The sequence below is a fragment of the Shewanella sp. 8A genome (assembly GCF_023475945.1).
GTDB classification, from domain to species: domain Bacteria; phylum Pseudomonadota; class Gammaproteobacteria; order Enterobacterales; family Shewanellaceae; genus Shewanella; species Shewanella xiamenensis.
The window spans coordinates 1-19985 of sequence record NZ_JAMDJP010000027.1 but is presented as its reverse complement, the minus strand read 5'-3'; the positions used below and the strand labels follow the sequence as shown (position 1 = coordinate 19985).

Genomic DNA, 19985 nt, shown 5'->3' with positions numbered 1-19985 from the left:
CTACTGGCCGACGGCAGATACGATGCGTATTTGCTTTTCATCGGGGATTTCTTGGTAAGAAATCACTCTGAGATTAGGAATAGTATATTTAACAAAGCGAGACAGGGTCGCACGTAACATACCAGACGTTAGCAAAATGGCAGGCTGTCCGACCATTTCTTGCTTTTGAGCGGCATCCGCTAAGGATTGTTGCATACGCTCCGCAAGACCTGGCTCGATATTGGGACCATCTCCACCCGTTGCTTGCATTGATTGATGCAACATCTGTTCCAACTCTGGCGCCAAAGTTATGACGGGGATTTCGAGTTCAGGGCCAGAGATCTCTTGAACGATCATGCGCTTCAATGCAATACGCACCGCCGCAGTTAACACTTCAGTATCGTTACTCTTAGTGCCGTATTCTAACAAAGTTTGCACTATGGTACGCAAGTCTCTGACAGAAACTCCTTCATTTAATAGGTTTTGCATCACTTTTACGACATTTCCGAGCGGCATCACATCAGGAATAAAGCCATCCACCAACTTAGGCGAGTGTTTAGCAAGCATATCCATCAGTTGTTGCACTTCTTCGTAACCTAAAAGTTTTGCTGCATTATTCGTCAATATTTGGCTGATATGAGTTGCCACTACCGTCGCGGCATCCACTACCGTATACCCTAAGGTTTGGGCATGTTCACGCAGCTCAGGGGCAATCCACACGGCTTCGAGACCAAAGGCAGGATCACGGGTCTCAATGCCATCTAACTTACCGTACACTTGTCCCGGATTAATGGCGAGCTCGCAGTCATGGCGAATATCCGCCTCCCCTACAACAACGCCCATAAGAGAAATACGATAGGCATTAGGCGAAAGGTCTAAATTGTCACGTATGTGAACCGCAGGAACCAAGAATCCCAATTCTTGCGAAAGCTTTTTACGTACACCTTTGATCCGGCTGAGTAATTCTCCACCTTGACCTTTATCGACTAAGGGGATTAAACGGTAACCCACTTCAAGACCGATAGTGTCAACATGATGCACATCGTCCCAGCTAAGTTCCTTAGGCTCTCTTTCGGCTCTTTCCGTTGGGCCCGTTTTGACTTGTTCGAGGGCTTTGGCACGTTTAGCCTCATTACGTTTAAATATAAAATAAGCCGCACATCCCGTTAAAACGGCGAAACTTAAAAACGCCATGTGCGGCATTCCAGGCACAATCCCCATAACGAACAATACGCCAGCAGCAATCCCTAGCGATTTATGACTGTCAAACATCTGACTCATCAACATCTGACCCATATCGCCAGATTCATTTTGGCGAGTTACCATCAATGCCGCAGCAATTGACAGTAATAAGCCTGGGATTTGGGCGACTAACCCGTCACCTATTGTTAAGAGGGTATAAATTTCAACCGCTTGAGAGAATGTCAAACCATGCTGCACAATCCCGATAATAAAACCACCGAGAATGTTGATCACTAAAATCATGATACCCGCGATAGCATCGCCCTTAACGAACTTAGACGCACCGTCCATTGCGCCATAAAAGTCAGCTTCGCGGGTGACTTCAGCCCGCCTAGTTCTGGCTTGATCTTGATTAATGATGCCCGCATTTAAGTCAGCATCAATTGCCATTTGCTTACCGGGCATCGCATCCAAGGTAAAGCGAGCACTCACCTCAGCAATCCGGCCAGCACCTTTGGTAACAACAGCAAAGTTGATAATAATCAGAATGATAAATACAACTAGACCAACGGCATAGTTACCACCAATCACTACGGAGCCAAAGGCTTCAATGACCTTACCCGCCGCATCACCACCGTTGTGACCTTCGAGTAATACCACACGGGTCGATGCCACGTTAAGTGCAAGTCGAAGCAGTGTCGCAACTAATAAAACGGTTGGAAAGGCAGCAAAGTCTAAAGGTCTATCGGTATAAATCGCGACCAAAAGCACAATCAAGGCTAAAGCAATGTTAAAGGAAAATAAGATGTCGAGTAGAAACGGGGGAATTGGCAGTACAATCATCGCTAATGCTGCAAGCACTAGCGCTGGCGTACCTATGCCCTTAAAAGAGCTTAGCTTCAACTGTTTTACTTGGCCTAGGGAGGCTTTAACATCCATTCACAGATACCTAAACTTTGACGTATAACAGCCTAAAAGCAAAAAGCACGCCAACAACTAACAATCAGGTAGTGAAGCTAATATGTAGCTAGCTAACTTTACGTTAGAACACTATTTACTCGTTACTAGGACTTGTTGAGATTTCAAGATTATATTTTGTTCATTCTGGCGCGAAACGAAGAAAGATGTGTGGTTGTCTTACTCAAATGACGAGCAGCTTTTATGACAGAAAGTAAGAGTAAGGGCTTACAAGACGATTCCTGATGGCTGCATTTGGCTGCATTTGGCTGCAAAAATAATACTGAAACATCTATCGTTACTAGTATTTCAGATCTTCAGGAATAGGTTGATTAACGGGGATAGGGATAGGTTTGCGGCCACGCCCTTTTTGATACTGCCTTAACTGGAATACATAAGCGAGTACCTGTGCTACCGCGGTAAATAGGCCTTCGGGGACTTGTTGATCAAGTTTCGTTGTATGGTAAATCGCCCGCGCAAGTGGTGGTGCAGTAACAATGGCAATATTATGCGCCCTTGCTACCTCACGAATTTTAAAGGCAACCTCATCGACGCCCTTAGCAATCACAAAAGGTGCTGCAGAGCGCTTAACATCATATTTTATCGCCACTGCATAGTGCTCAGGGTTCACCACAATCACATCCGCATTGGGAACTTCGGCCATCATGCGTCGCTGCGCTAATTCACGCTGCATTTGGCGGACTCGCCCTTTGACCTCAGGTTTACCCTCGGTATCTTTATACTCGTCTTTGACCTCCTGCTTTGTCATTTTCAGCTGTTTATTATGGTTCCAGATCTGAAATGGCACATCGATTACCACAATGAATAATACGGAAGAGCAAAGTAGGATAAACATCCATACCAGTAAATCTAAGGCGTGGTAGACATTCCCAGGAAGATGATCGGCAGAAAGGAGTAAAATATCATTAAAATAATGATTTAGAAGAAAATATGCCGCCAACGCAACAACAGAAAACTTAGCAATGCCCTTCGTTAATTCAACCAAGGCTTGCACACCAAACATCCGTTTAAAACCCGCAATCGGGCTCATTTTGCTGGCTTTAGGCATCATGGCTTGGGTAGAAAAATTCATTCCACCAAGGGACACGTTTCCGATAAATGCCACCACCACAATCAGCAGCATAATCTTAAGCAACGGCCAACCTATTTCGCCGCCGACAACGCCCCAGACATTAAACATTTGATTAGTATCAAAAATTGCAGCTCTATCCATGGTAAACACACGTTCAAACACATTGGAAAGTGCTTTTGCAATACCAGGGCCGAGCATATACAGTCCTGTTGCAGCCGAAAGCAGAACTGTGGCCGTACCTAATTCTTTGGAACGGGCAACCTGACCTTTTTCCCGCGCCTGTTCGAGGCGCCTCCCGGTGGGTTCCTCGCTGCGTTCGCCGCTACTTTCTTCAGCCATTACGCGTTCCTATCCGGTTAAAGTATGCCATCGGCTTGACACTGAAGTCCTAAAATATCACACAGCAAAAGCTGTGCCGATGCCCATACTTCATCGAAATGAGCCATAACAGGAGTTAAGGTTAACCATAAAATTAACAATCCACCGATCATTGTAATCGGAAAACCAATCGAAAAAATGTTTAGCTGTGGTGCAGCGCGGGTCATAACCCCAAAGGATAAATTGACTACCAATAACGCGATAATTGCTGACAGCGACATAGTTAATGCCGCACCAAACATATAAGACCCCCATTCCGCCAACGCGCGATAGCTGGTCAACGTTAATCCCACATTAGAAATCGGCAGTGTATCAAAACTGGCCACAAGCATACGGATCATCAACAGATGACCATCAACAGCTAAAAAAATTAAGGTTGCGAGCAACAGGAAGAAGTTACCAATCACTGGAGTTTGTTGTCCTGAGCTCGGATCAACCATAGAGGCAAAACCTAAGCTGGTCTGCATGCCGATAATCTGACCCGTTAACACAAAGGTTTGCATCACCATTTGGGTCACAAAACCCATGGCAACACCAATAATAATTTGCTGTGCAGTAATAAAAACGGCGCTTAAGGAAAAGAGTTCTGCATCCTTAACGGGCGGCAACACGGGGGCAATTGCGAGGGTTATGGCAATAGCAAGAAGTAAACGCACACGAGTGGGAGTTGTTGCCGCGCCAAACACCACCATAACCATCAGCATACTGGCGACTCGAAACAGTGGCCACATATACGAAGCAATGGTTTGCATTAACGTATCAAGCAGCAACTCCATGGGATTAACCTACCACTTGAGGAATACGGTTAACCATTTCAATAAAGAAATCCATTAAGGTCTGTACTAACCAATGACCCATTAACATCAAAGCAAGCAAGGTCACAATAAGTCGAGGTAAAAAACTTAAAGTTTGCTCGTTAATTGAGGTCGCAGCTTGGAATACCGCCACAATTAAGCCTATGCCGAGCCCTGGCAGAACAATAGCCGAAACCATCATCACAATAACGGCTAGAGCTTCGCGAAAAATATCGATTAGCGCTTCTGGCGTCATCTCAGTACTCCGCCTGTCTAACCAAAGCTATTGGCTAAGGTGCCCATCACAAGCCCCCAGCCATCAACAAGTACAAACAGCATAATTTTAAAAGGCAATGACACAATCATAGGCGAGAGCATCATCATCCCCATGGCCATTAAGATACTGGCCACTACTAAATCGAGTACTAAAAAAGGCACAAACAACATAAAACCAATTTGAAAGGCCGTTTTGAGCTCGCTGGTGATAAATGCAGGCACAAGCACACTCATTGGTGCTTCTTCGGGTGAATTAATATTCTGGTAACCCGAAATATCGATAAAGGTTTTGAGATCCGTGGTACGCACTTGCCCCAACATAAATGCCCGTAATGGCTCTTTGCCCTTATCGAAGGCCTGTTGCAGAGTAAGCTGTTCATCAATATAAGGTTTTACCCCTTGGTCATAAATTTTGTCGAACACCGGCGCCATAATGAAAAAGGTCATAAACAAGCTCATACCGATTAAGACTTGGTTAGACGGTGTCTGCTGTAAACCAATCGCTTGGCGCAAAATGGAGAGCACCACAATGATGCGGGTAAAGGACGTCAACATAATGACCATGGCGGGTAAAAAACTCAGCGAAGTCATTAGCAATAGGATTTGCATGGTAACCGAATATTCGGTCGAACCATCGGCGGCGGTTTTTACGGTTACCGCAGGCAGTACACCATCGGCAGCGCCTACCGAGGTCGCAAACATCAGTGCACTAATCCCTATAAAAGTGAGTATGTACTTCATCATTGTTTTAATTTCGCCTGCCGTAGCTTGTCCGCAAAAGATACGGACTCAATTTCGATAGGCTCAGCTAATTTATCAATTAAATTAACTTGTTGCCCACTCACGCCAAGTAAATACTGCTGTTCACCCACTTGAACCAAAACAAGGCGCTCTTTCTGACCAAGAGATGTTACTGCAAGGGTTTTCAGCACACTATGATTGGTTGGCACTAAATTAAATCGCCTTAGCAGGTAAGCTAAGGCGAAAATAAGCAATAGAACTAAAATAAGCCCACCGAGCATACTCACCGCTGCTGCCATTTGTGATGGCTCAGTCACTTTTGCTGTAGCCACTGCACCTTGGGTGGCCACTTCAGCGACACTCGCCTGAGCTGCTGACGCGGCATTGAGAATTACCGATGTGCTCATCTCGCTCCTTCAGGCTTTTCTTAATGAGTGATATTACTTAAGCTTTTTAATTCGCTCAGTCTGACTAATTACATCTGTTAAGCGAATACCAAATTTATCGTTTACCACCACCACTTCACCATGGGCGATAAGCGTGCCATTAACCATCACATCCAACGGTTCACCTGCAACTCTATCGAGCTCAACCACTGAACCTTGGTTCAGCTGTAACAGATTACGGATACTGATGAAGCTGCGACCAACTTCCATCGAAATCGTCACAGGTATATCTAAAATGGTATCTAACTTAGCCGCTTCTGCCTTGCTAATCGGCTGTGAGTCATCCACTAGCTCATCAAGATCAACGGCATTAGCCTCTTCCAGAGCTTGTTCGGCCATCGCTGCTGCCCAATCATCATCTGTACTCATCTCACTCCACCTTTATAATTCTGATATGTCTCTAGCTTTGCCTTTACGCGTCACTAATTGTAATTCGGATTTGACCGTCTCAGGACGAGGGATTTTTTCGTAAATTTTAAGTGCTAGATTATCTCGTGAACGTCCCATTTTACAGCGGTAAGTCGGTAAGTCCTCAATTCTCATCATAATGTACTCTGGTAATTCAATAGGGATAATATCCCCAGCCTTAAAGTTCATTACATCTTTGAGTGTGAGTTCGTGCTCAACCACTGTGGCATCAAAGCCTACTTTAACGTCCATAATCTCGTCATGCAGCGCCTGCGACCAACGCATATCGGTATCTTGTTTATCACTCTGTACGCCCGCATCGAGTAATTCGCGGATTGGCTCAATCATCGAATATGGCATCGTGATGTGGAAATCACCGCCACCACCATCCACTTCGATATGGAAGGAGTTAATGACAACGACTTCAGTTGGACTGACAATGTTAGCCATCGCAGGGTTAACTTCGGAGTCTAAATAATCAAACTCCACATCCATCACGGGTGCCCAAGCATCTTTATAATCTTCAAAGATAATTTTAAGTAATAACTGCACAATACGCCGTTCAGTGGGGGTAAATTCCCGCCCTTCAATCTTGGCATGGAAACGGCCATCACCACCAAAAAAGTTATCCACCAAAATAAATACCAGTCGCGCTTCCATGGTAATCAGCGCAGTACCTTTTAGGGGGTGGAAACGTACCATGTTCAGACTGGTTGGGACGAATAGGGTATGTACGTACTCACCAAACTTGAGCATTTGCACGCCGTTGATCGACACTTCGGCCGCGCGACGCATCATGTTAAACATGCTGATCCGCAGGTGACGGGCAAAACGCTCATTAACAATTTCGAGCGTGGGCATACGACCACGCACAATCCTATCTTGGGAAGAAAAATCGTAGGAACGAGCCTCCTGCCCAGCGGCATCAAGCTCATCATCCTCTTCGACATCATCGACCCCGTGTAAGAGCGCATCAATTTCGTCTTGGCTTAATAAATCACTCACAGTATTGTCTTCGCCTCTTTAAGGTGCTGAAGATGAAAGATTATTGCATGACAAAACCAGTAAAGAGCACTTTTTCAACCACTTTACGTCCCGTTACAGATTGCAACGTGTTTTGTACGCTCAACAGGGCTAATTGTCGTAATTCATCTTTACCCGCCTGTGTACTTAGCTTTTGCACATCGGCACCACTAAAAGTGGTTAGCAGCGCATCTTCAATCAATGGAATGTGCTTTTGGGTCAACACATCATCATCTTGACCTCTGACCATAAGTTGCACTTTGATTTCGACAAGCCGAGCGCGATCCGGTCCTGGAAGGTTAAATAAAAATGGGCGAGGCATCGGCACATAAGCTGCTAATGCTGGCTCAGCTGCCGGCGCAGCCGTTTCGGTTTTAGCACCTTCGGCCTCGACAGGAGCCTCTTCACTACTTCCAAGGAAAAACCAAAGCGCGCCACCAATTAATAGCGCAACAAAGACACCCACACCGATAAAAATAAATAGCTTCTTTTTACTTTTTGGTGCTTCAGTACTTTCAAGTTCTAGTGATTCTTCCTTGGCCATTTTCTGTTCTCTTTAATAGGCTAAATTTGGGAATGGGATTAAGGCTCAGTTTATAATCCACTTTGTTACTATAGGTTACCTGCTTAAGCGTAATAATCTATACCCGAATTTAAACTAGTTGCTTGATTTAAACCTAAATCGAGTTCTTCTGCCGAGAAATCATCCACATTTCCACCACTTGCACCGCCACTGTCTGCAAATCCTCCCTCACGGCGTTGTCCTTGGTCACCTTGAGAGACATGACTGTCAGCGAGCTGCATGCCTTGTTCTTGTAATAATTCACGTAAACGAGGAATCGCTTGCTCAACCACATCGCGGGTCTGTGCCTGAGCAACATGGAATTGCACTTGCGTCTGCTCACCATGAACTTGTATTTTCACTATCATGTGTCCAAGTTCGGGTGGATCTAGGCGAATTTCCGCCTGTTGAATACCTTGGCTAACCATAGTAACAAGCTGCTGTTTCATCACAGGAGAAAAGCGCTGGATCATTTCCTGCATCTGATTTTGGTTTTCAACGCCTTGACGTAAGGAAAGATGAACCTGTGGTATCTCTTGGCGTTGAATTTGCTGGTTAGCTAAAGAGTGTTGTATCGATACCGCTTTAAAATCAGCAGGCTTAAATTCTGTAACAGATTCTTCATGGCCAGTATCGAGCGAAGATAAGGCGTTTTCTTGCCGCGAATCCAGTGTGACGGCTAACTTGGCATCTTTTAACAATAATCCTGCCGAAATTTCGGCGCGTGAAGGATTGTCGTCAATAGCATTAGGCTCAACCGAAACCGCACCTAAGGCATTAAGCTCTTTAGTCGTAGAGTTTAATATCACGGCATCAGCATCGGTAACTGACACATTAGCTGTATTGACTGACGGTGACTGTCCAACCGTTGGCGCAGTCGTTTTATCAGTTGATAGGAGCCACAGATTGCTCGACTTATTGCTTAGTTCAGCCTCTTTCGCCTCTAACTTGTTAGCTTCAGAGATAGATTCCCCTTCAATCGGTAAAATGGGGGTTTCTGGCGGTTTAACCCATTTTTCAGTTCGCATCTCTGCAAGCATTGATGCATCATCTATAAGCGTATCATCGGTCGAAGCGCCAGTCTTATCCACAGTTTCAGTATTCGCCGTTGCAATCAAACCTACTGTATTAATTGACTGATTTTGTTTATTTATAATATCTTCTGGAAGTGCAGATGCTCGTTCTTGTTGAAAAACAAATGTACCCGTTTGCTCTAAAACTTGTGCATCTAATGTATCATTCGTTAAGGTAACTTCATTTGACTGTGCAAATTTCGCTAGCTCATCTAAAAAAGTTGGCTTGATAGTCTCTTCCGTTGGTAAAGCGCCATCCTCTGTTGCAGGCGCTAAGATACTAGCGGCATCTTCTGTCGTTAATTGAGCTTCAAGCGGCAAAGAGTCGCTCGGAGCGGCCGCTTTTTTCATCTCGTTTGCCATGCCTATTTGAGCAAAAATCAAGCTAATATCAGCTTCATCATCTGCACTAGTATCATCAATATCTGTTTTCTGTTTTGTCGATTTGGCAGAAACATCTAGAGAAACATTGGTGTTAGTCGAGGATGAGCTAATGGATGTCACTGAAGCCAAAGCGGCAGAAAAGTCTTCACTATTAGCATCTTGCTCCAATATTTTACTTGAGCCAGTACCATTTTTCGCACTAGATACTAATAGGATATTGTTCATTTGTTGCATAAAAGCTCCTAAACATCTGCCCAGAGGAAAAAGAGCGTGGGCAAACGTCAATTTATACGGCTTTGGCTATATCTGGCATAAATCAAGCAAATAAAATGCCAACAAATGGATATTAAAAATTCGAGTATTATTGACTGTCGGATTGGTTAATTACTTCTTACGACGGAAAAATTGCTGCGAAGCAAATTCATCCGTCATTTTTTGCTCTTTTTTGAGCTCAATGACTTGGCGCTTTTTCTCTTTATTTTCTAACAGTAGTTCCACAGCCTTACGCTTTTTTTGTTTTTCTAGCCAGTGCTGCTGACGATAGTGTTTCTGCTTCTCACCATCGGCTACAACACGATTTTGCTGAGCAATAGCCTCATCGATTTGCCGAATAAAACGATGGAATTGGTGGTAATGACTCGCACTAATGGCCTGCCCCTGCTGCGACTGCATCTGCTTCATATAATCCAAGCGATAATTGTTGAGTGCATCGAGCTGATTTTGGCGCTTTTGGCACTCAAGTTGTGCCGACTTGAGCAGCAGCGCAGCTTGTTCCTCAGCATCGAGGGCTAACTTTAATACGAGTAATAGGGGATCGGCATTCGCCATAACGGCCTCAATTATTTACATTGCGCAGCGAGTTGCCCGAGCATCATTTGACTATCAGCAAAACTAAAGGCATCACGCATGGTTTGCCGCAGAAAAGCGTTCATTGCAGGTTGTAGACGTATCGCATTATCAATACGAGGATCGCTTCCTTGTGCATAAGCGCCAATCGAAATCAGATCCTTATTCTGCTGATAAAGGGAATAGGTTTGCTTGACGCGGCGCATGGCCTCAAGATGTTCATTGGAAATCACCATTGGTGCCACACGGCTAATAGAAGCCTCAATATCAATGGCAGGATAGTGCCCAGAATCAGCAAGCGATCGTGACAGCACAATATGACCATCGAGGATAGCCCGAGAAGCATCAGCAATTGGGTCCTGTTGATCATCACCCTCGGTCAGCACAGTATAAAATGCGGTGATAGAACCTTGTCCTGGCCCGCCATTACCCGCCCGTTCAACCAGACGCGGCAATTTAGCAAATACCGACGGTGGATAGCCTTTAGTGGCTGGAGGTTCACCGACAGCCAAGGCAATCTCACGCTGCGCTTGGGCGTAACGAGTCAGACTATCCATTAATAACAACACGTTATAACCTAAATCTCGAAAATACTCGGCGATACGAGTCGAGGTTTCACAGGCGCGAAGGCGCATCAGCGGTGAAGTATCGGCGGGTGCCGCCACCACGACAGAACGCGCTCTACCCTTTTCACCTAGGATTTCTTCAATAAATTCTTTAACTTCGCGGCCACGCTCCCCTACTAACCCCACCACAATAATGTCGGCCGTGGTACCTCGGGTCATCATACCTAACAACACACTCTTACCCACACCTGAGCCCGCAAACAAGCCCATACGTTGTCCCTTGCCAACAGTTAGCATGGCATTGATGGCGCGAACGCCCACATCGAGAGGTTCGGTGATCGCACGGCGAGAAAGTGGGTTGATGGCGTTACTGTGTCTTGGCGCCTGCTGTTCGGTAGATAACGCGCCGAGACCGTCTAACGGCACACCATTACCGTCGAGCACGCGCCCTAACAGGGATAAGCCCACATTCAGACCCGCCTGCTCTCCAAGGGGAACAACCCGCGCACCGGGTAACACGCCACGCAGCTCTTCAATTGGCATGAGATATAATAATTCATCATCAAAACCAACGACTTCGGCAATTAACTCTCCAGCCATGGTCTCAATAGAACACAAACTACCGACGGGTGCTCGACAGCCGCTCGCTTCTAAGGTTAATCCGACCACGCGCACCAATTGCCCACAGGCAACGGCGCGAAATGGGGGCACTTTATTGATGCAATGATTCAGTTTACTCAGCAGTTGATGGCGGCGATTGTGCATCTTGCTCTCCATCAGCTTGCGGTTGTGCTAACAGTTCATTATCGTCCAGTGTTGATTTAGGGGCGATTTTAGCGGCATTTTCGTCATCAAGTGCAGCTTGCCGCTGTTGTTGCTGTAACGCTAAGTGAGATTGCTGATTACGCAGCGATTCAAACACGGCATCAATCCGCGAGGAAAGGGTTAAATCCACCAACGAGCGTTGGCTACTGATAATACAATCCCCCACGGTTAAGCTAGGATCGGCCTCTAATTGCCACTGATTACGGTTCAATTGGGTACTAGAATATAAGGTTTCAACCAAGGCAACATCATCAGGATGCATACGAAGGTTGACGCTTTGTTCCTTAATAGGGAGAGATTCGACCCCTAAACGCAATGCGGACAGGATTTGCTCGGGATGAGTTTTGAGTTCATGACCAATCACAGATTTCGCCAGTGCCATAGTGAGCGTCATTAAAGAATGCTCAATGTCGCCATCGAGTAATTGCAGTGGTTTTTCAAATTGGCTTAACAGCCCTTCGAAGCGGCTGACTAATGCCTTGGCTTCAGCAAGCCCAGCCTCAAGCCCTTGCTCATGACCTTGGGCTAGGCCCTCGGTATGGCCTTGCTCTAAACCTTCAAGTCTGCCCTGCTCCAGTCCTTCGGCATAACCTTGTGTCTTACCTTCGTTAAAGCCTTCTTCTTCGGCTTGAGCGCGAATATCTTCAATTTCCGCCATGGTGGGTGGCGCAATAGTTTCGGCGGCCACCGCCTTCGGCGCTTGCTGCGGCGAATAACCAAAGAGGTTTGAAATACTCACCTCTTCGGTTTGGGTCACATCGGGCAATTGCCAATGGCTAAACTCAAGCTCAGCGTCGCTGACCACCCTGTGGGACAATTTATTGTCGCTATTGTCGCTCCGATTAGAGGAACTCATCGCCACCACCGCCGCCTAACATGATTTCACCACTGTCACTTAACCGACGTGCAATTGACAGAATTTCTTTTTGGGCGATTTCCACTTCGCTGATCCGAATTGGGCCCATGGCTTCTAAATCGTCACGCAGCAATTCGGCGGCCCGTTTAGACATATTGCCTAAAATCTTATCTTTGAGCTGATCGTCTGCGCCCTTCAGCGCCTTCATCAATACATCCTGCTGCACTTCACGCAGCAAGGTTTGAATACCACGATCGTCCACATCGATAAGGTTTTCAAATACAAACATTAAGTCTTGGATTTGCTGCGCCATTTCCTCGTCGGTTTCGCGCATGGTTTCCATCAACTGACTTTCAACACCCGTATCGAGGTAGTTCATAATGTTGGCTGCCGCTTTTAGGCCGCCCATTTTCGCCGCTTGCGCACCACCTTGGCCGGCGAATTGTTTCTCCATGATGTCGTTTAATTCTTGCAATGCTGCAGGTTGCACTTCTTCAAGATTGGCGATACGCATCATTAAGTCTAAGCGGGTATTCTCAGGGAACTGGCCGAAAATTTCTGCGGCTTGATCTGGCTCTAAATACGATAAAACAATGGTTTGGATCTGTGGATGTTCGTTTTGGATGATAGTCGCGACTTGGCGCGCATCCATCCATTTGAGGGAATCCAAACCTTTGGCGCCGCTGCCCATGATAATTTGTTCAATCAAATTACCGGCTTTGTCTTCACCTAGAGCCGCCGTTAACGCCTTACGAACGAACTCTTCGCTGTTAAAGCCAATGGAAGAATACTTTTGAATATCATCGAGAAACAGCTTATGTACCCCGATGACTTTTTCCTGCCCAAAGTCTTCCATGGCCGCCATCGCCATACCGACCTTTTGCACTTGTTTAGGTTCTAAGTGCTTTAAAATAGAGGCGGCATCGGCTTCACTCAAACTTAACAGTAAAATCGCCGTTTTTTCGATGCCACTGAGATCCTTAATATTGAAACTTGAGGTTTCAGCGGCGTCTTTTGATTTATTCTCAGCCATTGTCTTGTAACCAGTTTTTCACGACTTGGGTTGAAAGCTCGGGCTCATTGGCCACAAGCGCACGGATAGCTTTAATCATATCATCATCTTTATGCAGATTAGGGATAAGAATTGAGCCATCGTCGGCATAACTATACTCTGCTTCTTTGGTATTGAGCATCCCTAAGGTGTCAGCAGCATATTGATCTTCGATCTCGGCGAGCTCATTACCCAATCTTGCATCGTCTGGCATGTTAACGCTATCAGGATAGATTAAGCGTTTGAGCATTGGGCGCACCACAGCAAGGATCAGCACTAAGATAACTAAGGCACCGATACCTAACTTTACTGCACGCCAGAACCAAGGCTGTTCCCAAAGTTCAGGGGCAGGCACATCTTCAACCAATTGATCCATAAAGGGAACAGTGACTACCTCTAAAACATCACCCCGCTGCGCGCTAAAGCCTACCGCGCCTTCCAGTAAACGGCGGATATTGGTTAATTCTTGCTCGGTACGAGCAACGCGTGCCACTTGCCCATTTTCACCCGCAGCGCCCGGTTTAAAGTCCACCGCAACTGACACACTCACGCGGCGCACTACGCCAATTTGCTGACGGGTATGGCTGATGGTGGTGTCTAATTCAAAATTACGAGTGGCTTCGCGGTGCGAGTTACCTGCCGTAACACTTTCGGTAGCTTTATCAGCCTCCTGAGGAATATTAGATTCCATCGGAGGTTGGTTCGATAATGCGCCAGGGACCCCCCCACTCGAGCCACCAGTAGAGTTATTTTCAACCGTCATTTCACTGCGTAGTGACGGTAAATCTGGATTAAACCGTTTGGCCGTTTGTTCAACAGCGGTGAAATCCATACTCACATCCACTTGGGAGGTAAAATTATCAGGCCCGAGAATAGGCGATAAAATCGAGTCAATCTTGGTGCGGTATTCGGTTTCTTTTTGCTGTACCAACTCAAGCTCACGACGAGCTCTAGCAGAAACACCATCTTGGCTACCGGAGTTTAGTAAGCGACCATTAGAATCGGTTACCGTGACGCGAGAAGGCTCTAATCCCTGAACCGCAGAAGCGACGATATCAACGATGGCATCAACTTCACCTTGGCCTAAGCCACCACGGCGAGTGTTAATTACAACTGTTGCACTTGGCTGAGAAGTATTACGGGCAAATACGTTTTCTTTGGGGAGTGCCAAAATCACTTTAGCGCGGCTTACGCTTTGTAACTGTTCAATCGCGCGGGCAAGGTTTTCTTCTTGGCTATGCTTGAGGCGAGCCTGTTCCATTCTTTGGCTTACGCCAAAACCACTGTCTTGGGTAAGAAAGTCTTGGGTCGATGCAGCAGGACTATTAACCCCTGCACGGCTAAGCATCATTTTGACTTCTTGGTATTTATCTTCTGGCACTTTAACAACATCAACTTCGATCTGATATTTGATCTTGTTTTTATCAAGTACATCGAGTACTTGCACCATTTCCTGAGTTTCCATTTTACCCAATGGACGGTACTCAGGCTCCTGTGCCCAGATCATGACAAACACGGCTAACGCCAAACAAATGGCGAGGGCTAAAATCATGGTGATTTGACGCATCATATCGACGCCACCGAGACTCCCCAGCACGCCGGATTTATTTTCCTGTTGGACCCCTTGGTCCATTACGCCGGCATTCGATCCGACAATCATTTCTGTGCTCACGATTCGTACCTGCTAATTGCGTTATTCAAGGCCTAAACAGGCATGCTCATTATTTCTTTATAAGCTTCAACGAGCTTATTGCGCACTTGGACAGTGGCTTCAAAGGCAACACTGGCCTTTTCGCGGGCGATAACAGTATCAGACAAGCTCACGGTGGTATCACCCATTTCTAAGCGAGTCGCGAGGTTAGATGAGGTTGACTGCAAACCACTCACATTACCAATGGCTTGTGAAAGTAGCTGGCCAAAGTCAGCACCGCTGGTGTTATTCACTTGCTGCACAATATTATTAGGTGAAATCCCAAAAGAGGGTTTGATTTCACCTTGAAGTGACTGCATTTCTTGCAGTAATGAATTCGCGCCAATTTGCATGTCGTGCTCCCCATCGTCGAGTTATTGACGATTAAACTCTCAAGATAACGAGGATATGCAAAACTACGGCCAAGTTTTTACTTGGCCGAGCTAAAAAGAATTGCAGGGGTCATAGGTGTGAAATCGCCAAAGGATAACCAGTGGCGATGGTGCTAGAAAGGTTGCAAAACTCGACTTAGTTAGGCAATTGAATCCCCATATCGCGCATTCTGGCCATCTTGTATCTTAAGGTGCGCGCGCTGATCCCAAGTTTTTCGGCAACCAACTTACGGCTGCCTTGGCATTGCGCTAAGGTTTCGAGAATGATCACATGTTCCTGCGCCTTTAACTCTTCACCTAACCCCTCTGGCTCACTGCAATATTCAGCATCATCGGACGATAACGGCACATCTTGAGCATCAATAATAATGTCATTGGCAGTAATCACCGTACCTGATCGCAAAATCAAGGCTCGCTGCACAACGTTATCGAGCTCTCGCACATTACCTGGCCAGCGATGGCTAAGTAAACGGCGGCATGCGGCCTCATCAAATTCGGGTACGTCGATGATACTCAGTGCCTTTGCGTGTTTTGTGAGTAAATGCCGAGCTAAGGGTAAAATATCCGCAGGGCGTTGATTCAGTGCAGGCCAAGTCAGTGGAAACACGTTAATACGATAATAGAGATCTTCCCGGAATTGCCCTGCGGCAACCACGGCCTTTAAATCCCGATTCGAAGTGGCAAGCACTCTCACATCCAGCTTGATGGTTTTACGGCCGCCTAACCGCTCTACTTCACGCTCTTGCAATACGCGCAGCAGTTTGGCCTGTAATCCTAAATCCATCTCTGAAATTTCATCGAGTAATAAAGTTCCGCCCTGCGCTTGTTCAAATTTACCAGGGCAAGCTTGGTAAGCACCGGTAAAGGCGCCCTTTTCATAACCAAATAGGGTCGCCTCGAGCATATTCTCGGGGATGGCCGCACAGTTGATGGCCACAAATGCTTGGTCGGCACGGCTGCTATGTTGATGAATATAACGGGCTAGCACTTCTTTACCCGAGCCGCTTGGCCCAAGGATCATCACAGAAGCATCGGATGCTGCCACCCGCTGTGCCAGAGACAAGAGCGCAAGACTCTTTTCATCGGCAACCACAGGTTGATCGCTATTTTGTTTGAGTGGTAAATAGCGGGAAACTTGATTGAGCAACACCTCTGGAGCGAAGGGTTTTGCCAGATAATCGACGGCGCCCAATTTAATTGCACTGACAGCACTGCCTATAGTGGCGTACGCCGTCATTAACAGCACGGGCAATTTGGGATGATGTTGCTGTAAGTAATTTAATAAGCCTAAGCCGCCAATCCCCTGCATTTGCACATCGCTGATCACAAGATCAAATTGATGTTGTTTTAGTACGATTATGGCTTCTTCACCTGATGCCACATCAATACAGTCGTATTGCGCCAACATTAAGGTATCGAGCAAAGCCTCACGCAGGGAGGCATCGTCTTCGACTAAGAGTAATTTGGCTTCAGACATAGGGTTTCTCCAGCGGCAATACAGCAGCCGATTTCGCCTGCGGGAAGGTTAGCGACACAGTACAACCCTTATTGGGCATGCAGCTTAATTGCAGTTGGCCGCCATGATTACGCACCACAGACTGTACAACGGCTAAGCCTAAACCAGTCCCCTGAGCTTTAGTGGTAAAGAAAGGTTCCAACACTTTTTGCTGCATTTTGGCATCCAATCCTTTGCCATTATCGATAACATTGAGATGTAACTGTTCATTGCTATCACTAGCAACGATTTGGATCTGCGTAGCCCCGGCTTCAAGACTGTTCATCACGAGGTTATTGACGGCTGAACTGAGCGCATTCACATTCGCCAGCATTAAGCTATTAGAAATATTGGTTACCGCCAGTTCAGCGCCATGCTTAGCAACTATTGGTTCACAGTTAGCAACAACATTCTCGATAACATCATTAAGATTAATCAGTTCGCCCAGCTCATCTTGACGTCCTTTGGCCATCAGCAGCATATCGTTCACTTGGCGTTCAAGCTCATTGAGTCTATCCACTAATTTCTGCTGAAATTTTGCCTTAGCAGATTCCGATAATTTGGGACTGGCCAGATTAGCAGCATAGAGCAGTGCAGCCGACAGTGGAGTCCGCACCTGATGCGCCAGCGTCGCGACCATTTTGCCGAGGGCTGACAGGCGCTGCAGATGGGAAAGATTCTTTTGCAGTAGACGAGTTTCGGTCAGATCCGTCAGCACAATTAATTGGCCAGGTTCCGGCGTTAATGGGGTAATCGCAAATTTGACTCGGCGGCCATTGCGTAATGAGACTTCATGGCCATCATCGTCCTGTGGCGCAAACGCCGTATGGATCACATCAATCCAGCGGGCGCCGCATAACGACTGCTCCAGCAATTCGACGGCAACGGGGTTTGCATCAGTGACAATACCATCACCGTTCAAAATCACCACGCCAGAGGGCATAGCCTGTAAAATATGCTCCATCCGATTGGACATATTGGCGGCCTCACGCAGTTGGTTCCATTGTTTGCTAGTGTGCTTGAATGTTTCAATTTGCGCTAGTGGATGAGCAGACATAGTCACTCCGTCAAAAAATTGCTTATGACGGAGTGCTTGCAGATTCTATGCCAAATTAAGAAATGAATTTAGATAGATAAAACAATAAGATAAATAACATCAAAATGACTATTCTTTCGTCATTCCGTACTTACGCATTTTCTCAACCAAGGTAGTACGGCGAATACCGAGCATTTCTGCAGCACGCGCAACGACGTTATCCTGCAGCTCTAACGCCTGGCGAATCATATCGATTTCAAGCTCTGCCAGCAGATCCTTGAGGTTAACGCCTTCAGGTGGTAACTCACTGGGGAAACGCGTTTCAGGAATTTCAACTGGCTCTTCGCTGGTGAAAATCGAAGCGAGCGCATCACGCTCCTGTTGCTCTTCACTCATTTCAACACAGTATTCTGGCACATCAATGTGGCGATATTTAACAGGCAGATCGTTAACATCAACTAAGCCACCTGGATACAAGATTGTGAGGCGCTCAACTAAGTTAGATAATTCTCGAACGTTACCTGACCAAGCATGTTCTTTTAACGATTCAATAGCACGCTGAGTAAAACGAACTTTGCCACGTCCCTCGTTATAGACACGACTCACTAACTCTTGCAGCAGTAAAGGAACATCATCCTTACGCTCACTTAATGCTGGCATTTCGATCGGGAAGACGTTAAGGCGGTAATAAAGATCTTCACGGAACTCATTGCTGCTGATCATAGTTTCAAGATCCCTATGGGTTGCCGCTACGACACGTACATCAGCATTAATCGTTTTAGTTCCCCCAACACGCTCAAAGACACGTTCTTGCAACACGCGCAGCAATTTTACCTGCATTTGCAAAGGCATATCGCCAATTTCATCGAGGAACAGCGTGCCACCTTCGGCAAGTTCGAAACGGCCCTTACGAGAACTAATTGCCCCAGTAAAAGAGCCCTTTTCATGGCCAAATAATTCACTCTCCAATAACTCAGGCGGAATCGCGCCACAGTTAACCGGAATAAAAGGACCATCTCGGCGCTCAGATAAATAATGAATGTTCCGAGCAACCACTTCCTTACCCGTCCCCGACTGACCCAGGACTAATACAGTGGCATCAGAGGTGGCGACTTGGCTAATCAAGTGACGCACATTGGCAATGCCTTCACTACGACCCACTAAGCTACGAAACAGTTTGGTTTGATTTGCACTGGTTGGGACTTGTGGACGTTTGACTTGCCCATAAACCTGACAAAAATGCAGGAGTTCAGTTAGTTGTGGGTAGTTTAGTGGCTCTTCAATCTGACCCAGCACATTCGACACTTGCAGATCATCTACATTGCCAAATAACAAAATGGGTTGCCATGGGTACTGACTCGCAAGTGACTTGAGTGCATCAGCAGGCATATTATCAGCACTGACCACTAAAGCGCGGAACCGGGTATCTTGCAGACAAATACTTAACTTTTCGATGGCGACGATTTCAATCTGCTCACCCAAAAATTCAAAAATGCAACACAAGCGACTTAAGCGCTCTGATGGGGTTCCGACAAGTAAAATTCGTTGATCTGTTTGCATCATTCAGTAGGCCGTAAAGCGCTAATTAGGTATCAATTCGCATTAATTATTTATGATTAGTTGCTGTAAAAGCTTAACAAATTCAATGTAACAATCTGTGCCACCATCACTACTGTGATGAATATTGTATTATCAGCAGTCGAGAAGCAAGCCTCGAATGCCGATTCTGCCAAACTGAATTGATTTTAGTTCATTTAAGCTATGATTCTAGCTAAAAAGGTCAATTAATTGACACAAGACAAAAAAGACGCACTTTAAGGTGTAATGCCGATCAGTTAAGACAGATCGCTTGACGATCTCGCTGAAAAGATCAAAATCCGATGACCTCATGTCATCGGATTTTTTATGCAACTCTCAGAAGCACTCGCCCGT

General features: G+C 46.2%; 19 protein-coding genes. All 19 read right to left on the bottom strand.

Annotation, left to right across the window (positions count from 1 at the left end; translation table 11 throughout):
- The 19 genes from flhA to M0413_RS17425 all read right to left on the bottom strand — a co-directional run bounded on the left by flhA (window position 1) and on the right by M0413_RS17425 (window position 19616).
- Window positions 1–2100 (bottom strand): flagellar biosynthesis protein FlhA, encoded by a 2100-nt coding sequence (gene flhA, locus M0413_RS17515; RefSeq protein ID WP_037420379.1) that lies wholly within the window; start codon window positions 2098–2100, stop codon window positions 1–3.
- A gap of 319 nt (window positions 2101–2419) precedes the next feature.
- A complete protein-coding gene (gene flhB / locus M0413_RS17510; protein WP_037424768.1) occupies window positions 2420–3550 on the bottom strand; it encodes a flagellar biosynthesis protein FlhB in 1131 nt (376 codons plus the stop codon).
- Between the two features lie 17 nt (window positions 3551–3567).
- The gene (gene fliR, locus M0413_RS17505) at window positions 3568–4365 is read right to left on the bottom strand and encodes a flagellar biosynthetic protein FliR (protein WP_069453227.1); all 798 of its coding nucleotides are present in this window, start codon (window positions 4363–4365) and stop codon (window positions 3568–3570) included.
- Between the two features lie 4 nt (window positions 4366–4369).
- Window positions 4370–4639, bottom strand: coding sequence for a flagellar biosynthesis protein FliQ (fliQ, locus tag M0413_RS17500; RefSeq protein ID WP_037420368.1), 270 nt, complete (start codon window positions 4637–4639; stop codon window positions 4370–4372).
- Window positions 4640–4656: 17 nt separating this feature from the next.
- A complete protein-coding gene (fliP, locus tag M0413_RS17495; RefSeq protein ID WP_037420366.1) occupies window positions 4657–5403 on the bottom strand; it encodes a flagellar type III secretion system pore protein FliP in 747 nt (248 codons plus the stop codon).
- Window positions 5400–5807: a flagellar biosynthetic protein FliO gene (gene fliO / locus M0413_RS17490; RefSeq protein ID WP_172590030.1), complete on the bottom strand. Its 408-nt coding sequence runs from the start codon at window positions 5805–5807 to the stop codon at window positions 5400–5402. The genes fliP and fliO overlap by 4 nt, the downstream gene beginning before the upstream one ends.
- Window positions 5808–5840: 33 nt before the next feature.
- On the bottom strand, window positions 5841–6215 hold the full coding sequence (gene fliN / locus M0413_RS17485) for a flagellar motor switch protein FliN (RefSeq protein ID WP_037420360.1): 375 nt from the start codon (window positions 6213–6215) through the stop codon (window positions 5841–5843).
- 12 nt (window positions 6216–6227) lie between these two features.
- Window positions 6228–7259: a flagellar motor switch protein FliM gene (gene fliM, locus M0413_RS17480; protein ID WP_037420356.1), complete on the bottom strand. Its 1032-nt coding sequence runs from the start codon at window positions 7257–7259 to the stop codon at window positions 6228–6230.
- A 40-nt stretch (window positions 7260–7299) separates the two neighbouring features.
- On the bottom strand, window positions 7300–7821 hold the full coding sequence (gene fliL, locus M0413_RS17475) for a flagellar basal body-associated protein FliL (protein ID WP_037420354.1): 522 nt from the start codon (window positions 7819–7821) through the stop codon (window positions 7300–7302).
- Between the two features lie 83 nt (window positions 7822–7904).
- Window positions 7905–9530, bottom strand: coding sequence for a flagellar hook-length control protein FliK (locus tag M0413_RS17470; RefSeq protein WP_249555054.1), 1626 nt, complete (start codon window positions 9528–9530; stop codon window positions 7905–7907).
- Between the two features lie 150 nt (window positions 9531–9680).
- Window positions 9681–10124: a flagellar export protein FliJ gene (gene fliJ / locus M0413_RS17465; RefSeq protein WP_047539527.1), complete on the bottom strand. Its 444-nt coding sequence runs from the start codon at window positions 10122–10124 to the stop codon at window positions 9681–9683.
- An 11-nt stretch (window positions 10125–10135) separates the two neighbouring features.
- Window positions 10136–11473 (bottom strand): flagellar protein export ATPase FliI, encoded by a 1338-nt coding sequence (gene fliI / locus M0413_RS17460; RefSeq protein WP_249555052.1) that lies wholly within the window; start codon window positions 11471–11473, stop codon window positions 10136–10138.
- Window positions 11442–12389: a flagellar assembly protein FliH gene (fliH, locus tag M0413_RS17455; protein ID WP_249555050.1), complete on the bottom strand. Its 948-nt coding sequence runs from the start codon at window positions 12387–12389 to the stop codon at window positions 11442–11444. The genes fliI and fliH overlap by 32 nt, the downstream gene beginning before the upstream one ends.
- Window positions 12376–13422, bottom strand: a complete 1047-nt coding sequence (fliG, locus tag M0413_RS17450) for a flagellar motor switch protein FliG (RefSeq protein ID WP_011716417.1) — start codon at window positions 13420–13422, stop codon at window positions 12376–12378. The genes fliH and fliG overlap by 14 nt, the downstream gene beginning before the upstream one ends.
- The gene (gene fliF / locus M0413_RS17445) at window positions 13415–15100 is read right to left on the bottom strand and encodes a flagellar basal-body MS-ring/collar protein FliF (protein ID WP_249555093.1); all 1686 of its coding nucleotides are present in this window, start codon (window positions 15098–15100) and stop codon (window positions 13415–13417) included. The genes fliG and fliF overlap by 8 nt, the downstream gene beginning before the upstream one ends.
- 44 nt (window positions 15101–15144) lie before the next feature.
- A complete protein-coding gene (gene fliE, locus M0413_RS17440) occupies window positions 15145–15483 on the bottom strand; it encodes a flagellar hook-basal body complex protein FliE (protein WP_011625692.1) in 339 nt (112 codons plus the stop codon).
- Window positions 15484–15658: 175 nt separating this feature from the next.
- Complete coding sequence (locus M0413_RS17435; protein WP_249555048.1) at window positions 15659–16999, bottom strand: sigma-54-dependent transcriptional regulator; 1341 nt, start codon at window positions 16997–16999, stop codon at window positions 15659–15661.
- Window positions 16992–18074: a sensor histidine kinase gene (locus tag M0413_RS17430; RefSeq protein WP_011716413.1), complete on the bottom strand. Its 1083-nt coding sequence runs from the start codon at window positions 18072–18074 to the stop codon at window positions 16992–16994. Before M0413_RS17430 ends, M0413_RS17435 begins: the two co-directional genes overlap by 8 nt.
- A 108-nt stretch (window positions 18075–18182) precedes the next feature.
- A complete protein-coding gene (locus M0413_RS17425) occupies window positions 18183–19616 on the bottom strand; it encodes a sigma-54 dependent transcriptional regulator (protein ID WP_249555046.1) in 1434 nt (477 codons plus the stop codon).
- Window positions 19617–19985: the final 369 nt, after the last annotated feature.

Bases quoted from the DNA above. Each gene is read 5' to 3' on its own strand.
- flhA (WP_037420379.1), bottom strand. From the start codon at position 2,100: ATGGATGTTAAAGCCTCCCTAGGCCAAGTAAAACAGTTGAAGCTAAGC.
- flhB (WP_037424768.1), bottom strand. From the start codon at position 3,550: ATGGCTGAAGAAAGTAGCGGCGAACGCAGCGAGGAACCCACCGGGAGG.
- fliR (WP_069453227.1), bottom strand. From the start codon at position 4,365: ATGGAGTTGCTGCTTGATACGTTAATGCAAACCATTGCTTCGTATATG.
- fliQ (WP_037420368.1), bottom strand. From the start codon at position 4,639: ATGACGCCAGAAGCGCTAATCGATATTTTTCGCGAAGCTCTAGCCGTT.
- fliP (WP_037420366.1), bottom strand. From the start codon at position 5,403: ATGATGAAGTACATACTCACTTTTATAGGGATTAGTGCACTGATGTTT.
- fliO (WP_172590030.1), bottom strand. From the start codon at position 5,807: ATGAGCACATCGGTAATTCTCAATGCCGCGTCAGCAGCTCAGGCGAGT.
- fliN (WP_037420360.1), bottom strand. From the start codon at position 6,215: ATGAGTACAGATGATGATTGGGCAGCAGCGATGGCCGAACAAGCTCTG.
- fliL (WP_037420354.1), bottom strand. From the start codon at position 7,821: ATGGCCAAGGAAGAATCACTAGAACTTGAAAGTACTGAAGCACCAAAA.
- M0413_RS17470 (WP_249555054.1), bottom strand. From the start codon at position 9,530: ATGCAACAAATGAACAATATCCTATTAGTATCTAGTGCGAAAAATGGT.
- fliJ (WP_047539527.1), bottom strand. From the start codon at position 10,124: ATGGCGAATGCCGATCCCCTATTACTCGTATTAAAGTTAGCCCTCGAT.
- fliI (WP_249555052.1), bottom strand. From the start codon at position 11,473: ATGCACAATCGCCGCCATCAACTGCTGAGTAAACTGAATCATTGCATC.
- fliH (WP_249555050.1), bottom strand. From the start codon at position 12,389: ATGAGTTCCTCTAATCGGAGCGACAATAGCGACAATAAATTGTCCCAC.
- fliG (WP_011716417.1), bottom strand. From the start codon at position 13,422: ATGGCTGAGAATAAATCAAAAGACGCCGCTGAAACCTCAAGTTTCAAT.
- fliF (WP_249555093.1), bottom strand. From the start codon at position 15,100: ATGATTGTCGGATCGAATGCCGGCGTAATGGACCAAGGGGTCCAACAG.
- fliE (WP_011625692.1), bottom strand. From the start codon at position 15,483: ATGCAAATTGGCGCGAATTCATTACTGCAAGAAATGCAGTCACTTCAA.
- M0413_RS17435 (WP_249555048.1), bottom strand. From the start codon at position 16,999: ATGTCTGAAGCCAAATTACTCTTAGTCGAAGACGATGCCTCCCTGCGT.
- M0413_RS17430 (WP_011716413.1), bottom strand. From the start codon at position 18,074: ATGTCTGCTCATCCACTAGCGCAAATTGAAACATTCAAGCACACTAGC.
- M0413_RS17425 (WP_249555046.1), bottom strand. From the start codon at position 19,616: ATGATGCAAACAGATCAACGAATTTTACTTGTCGGAACCCCATCAGAG.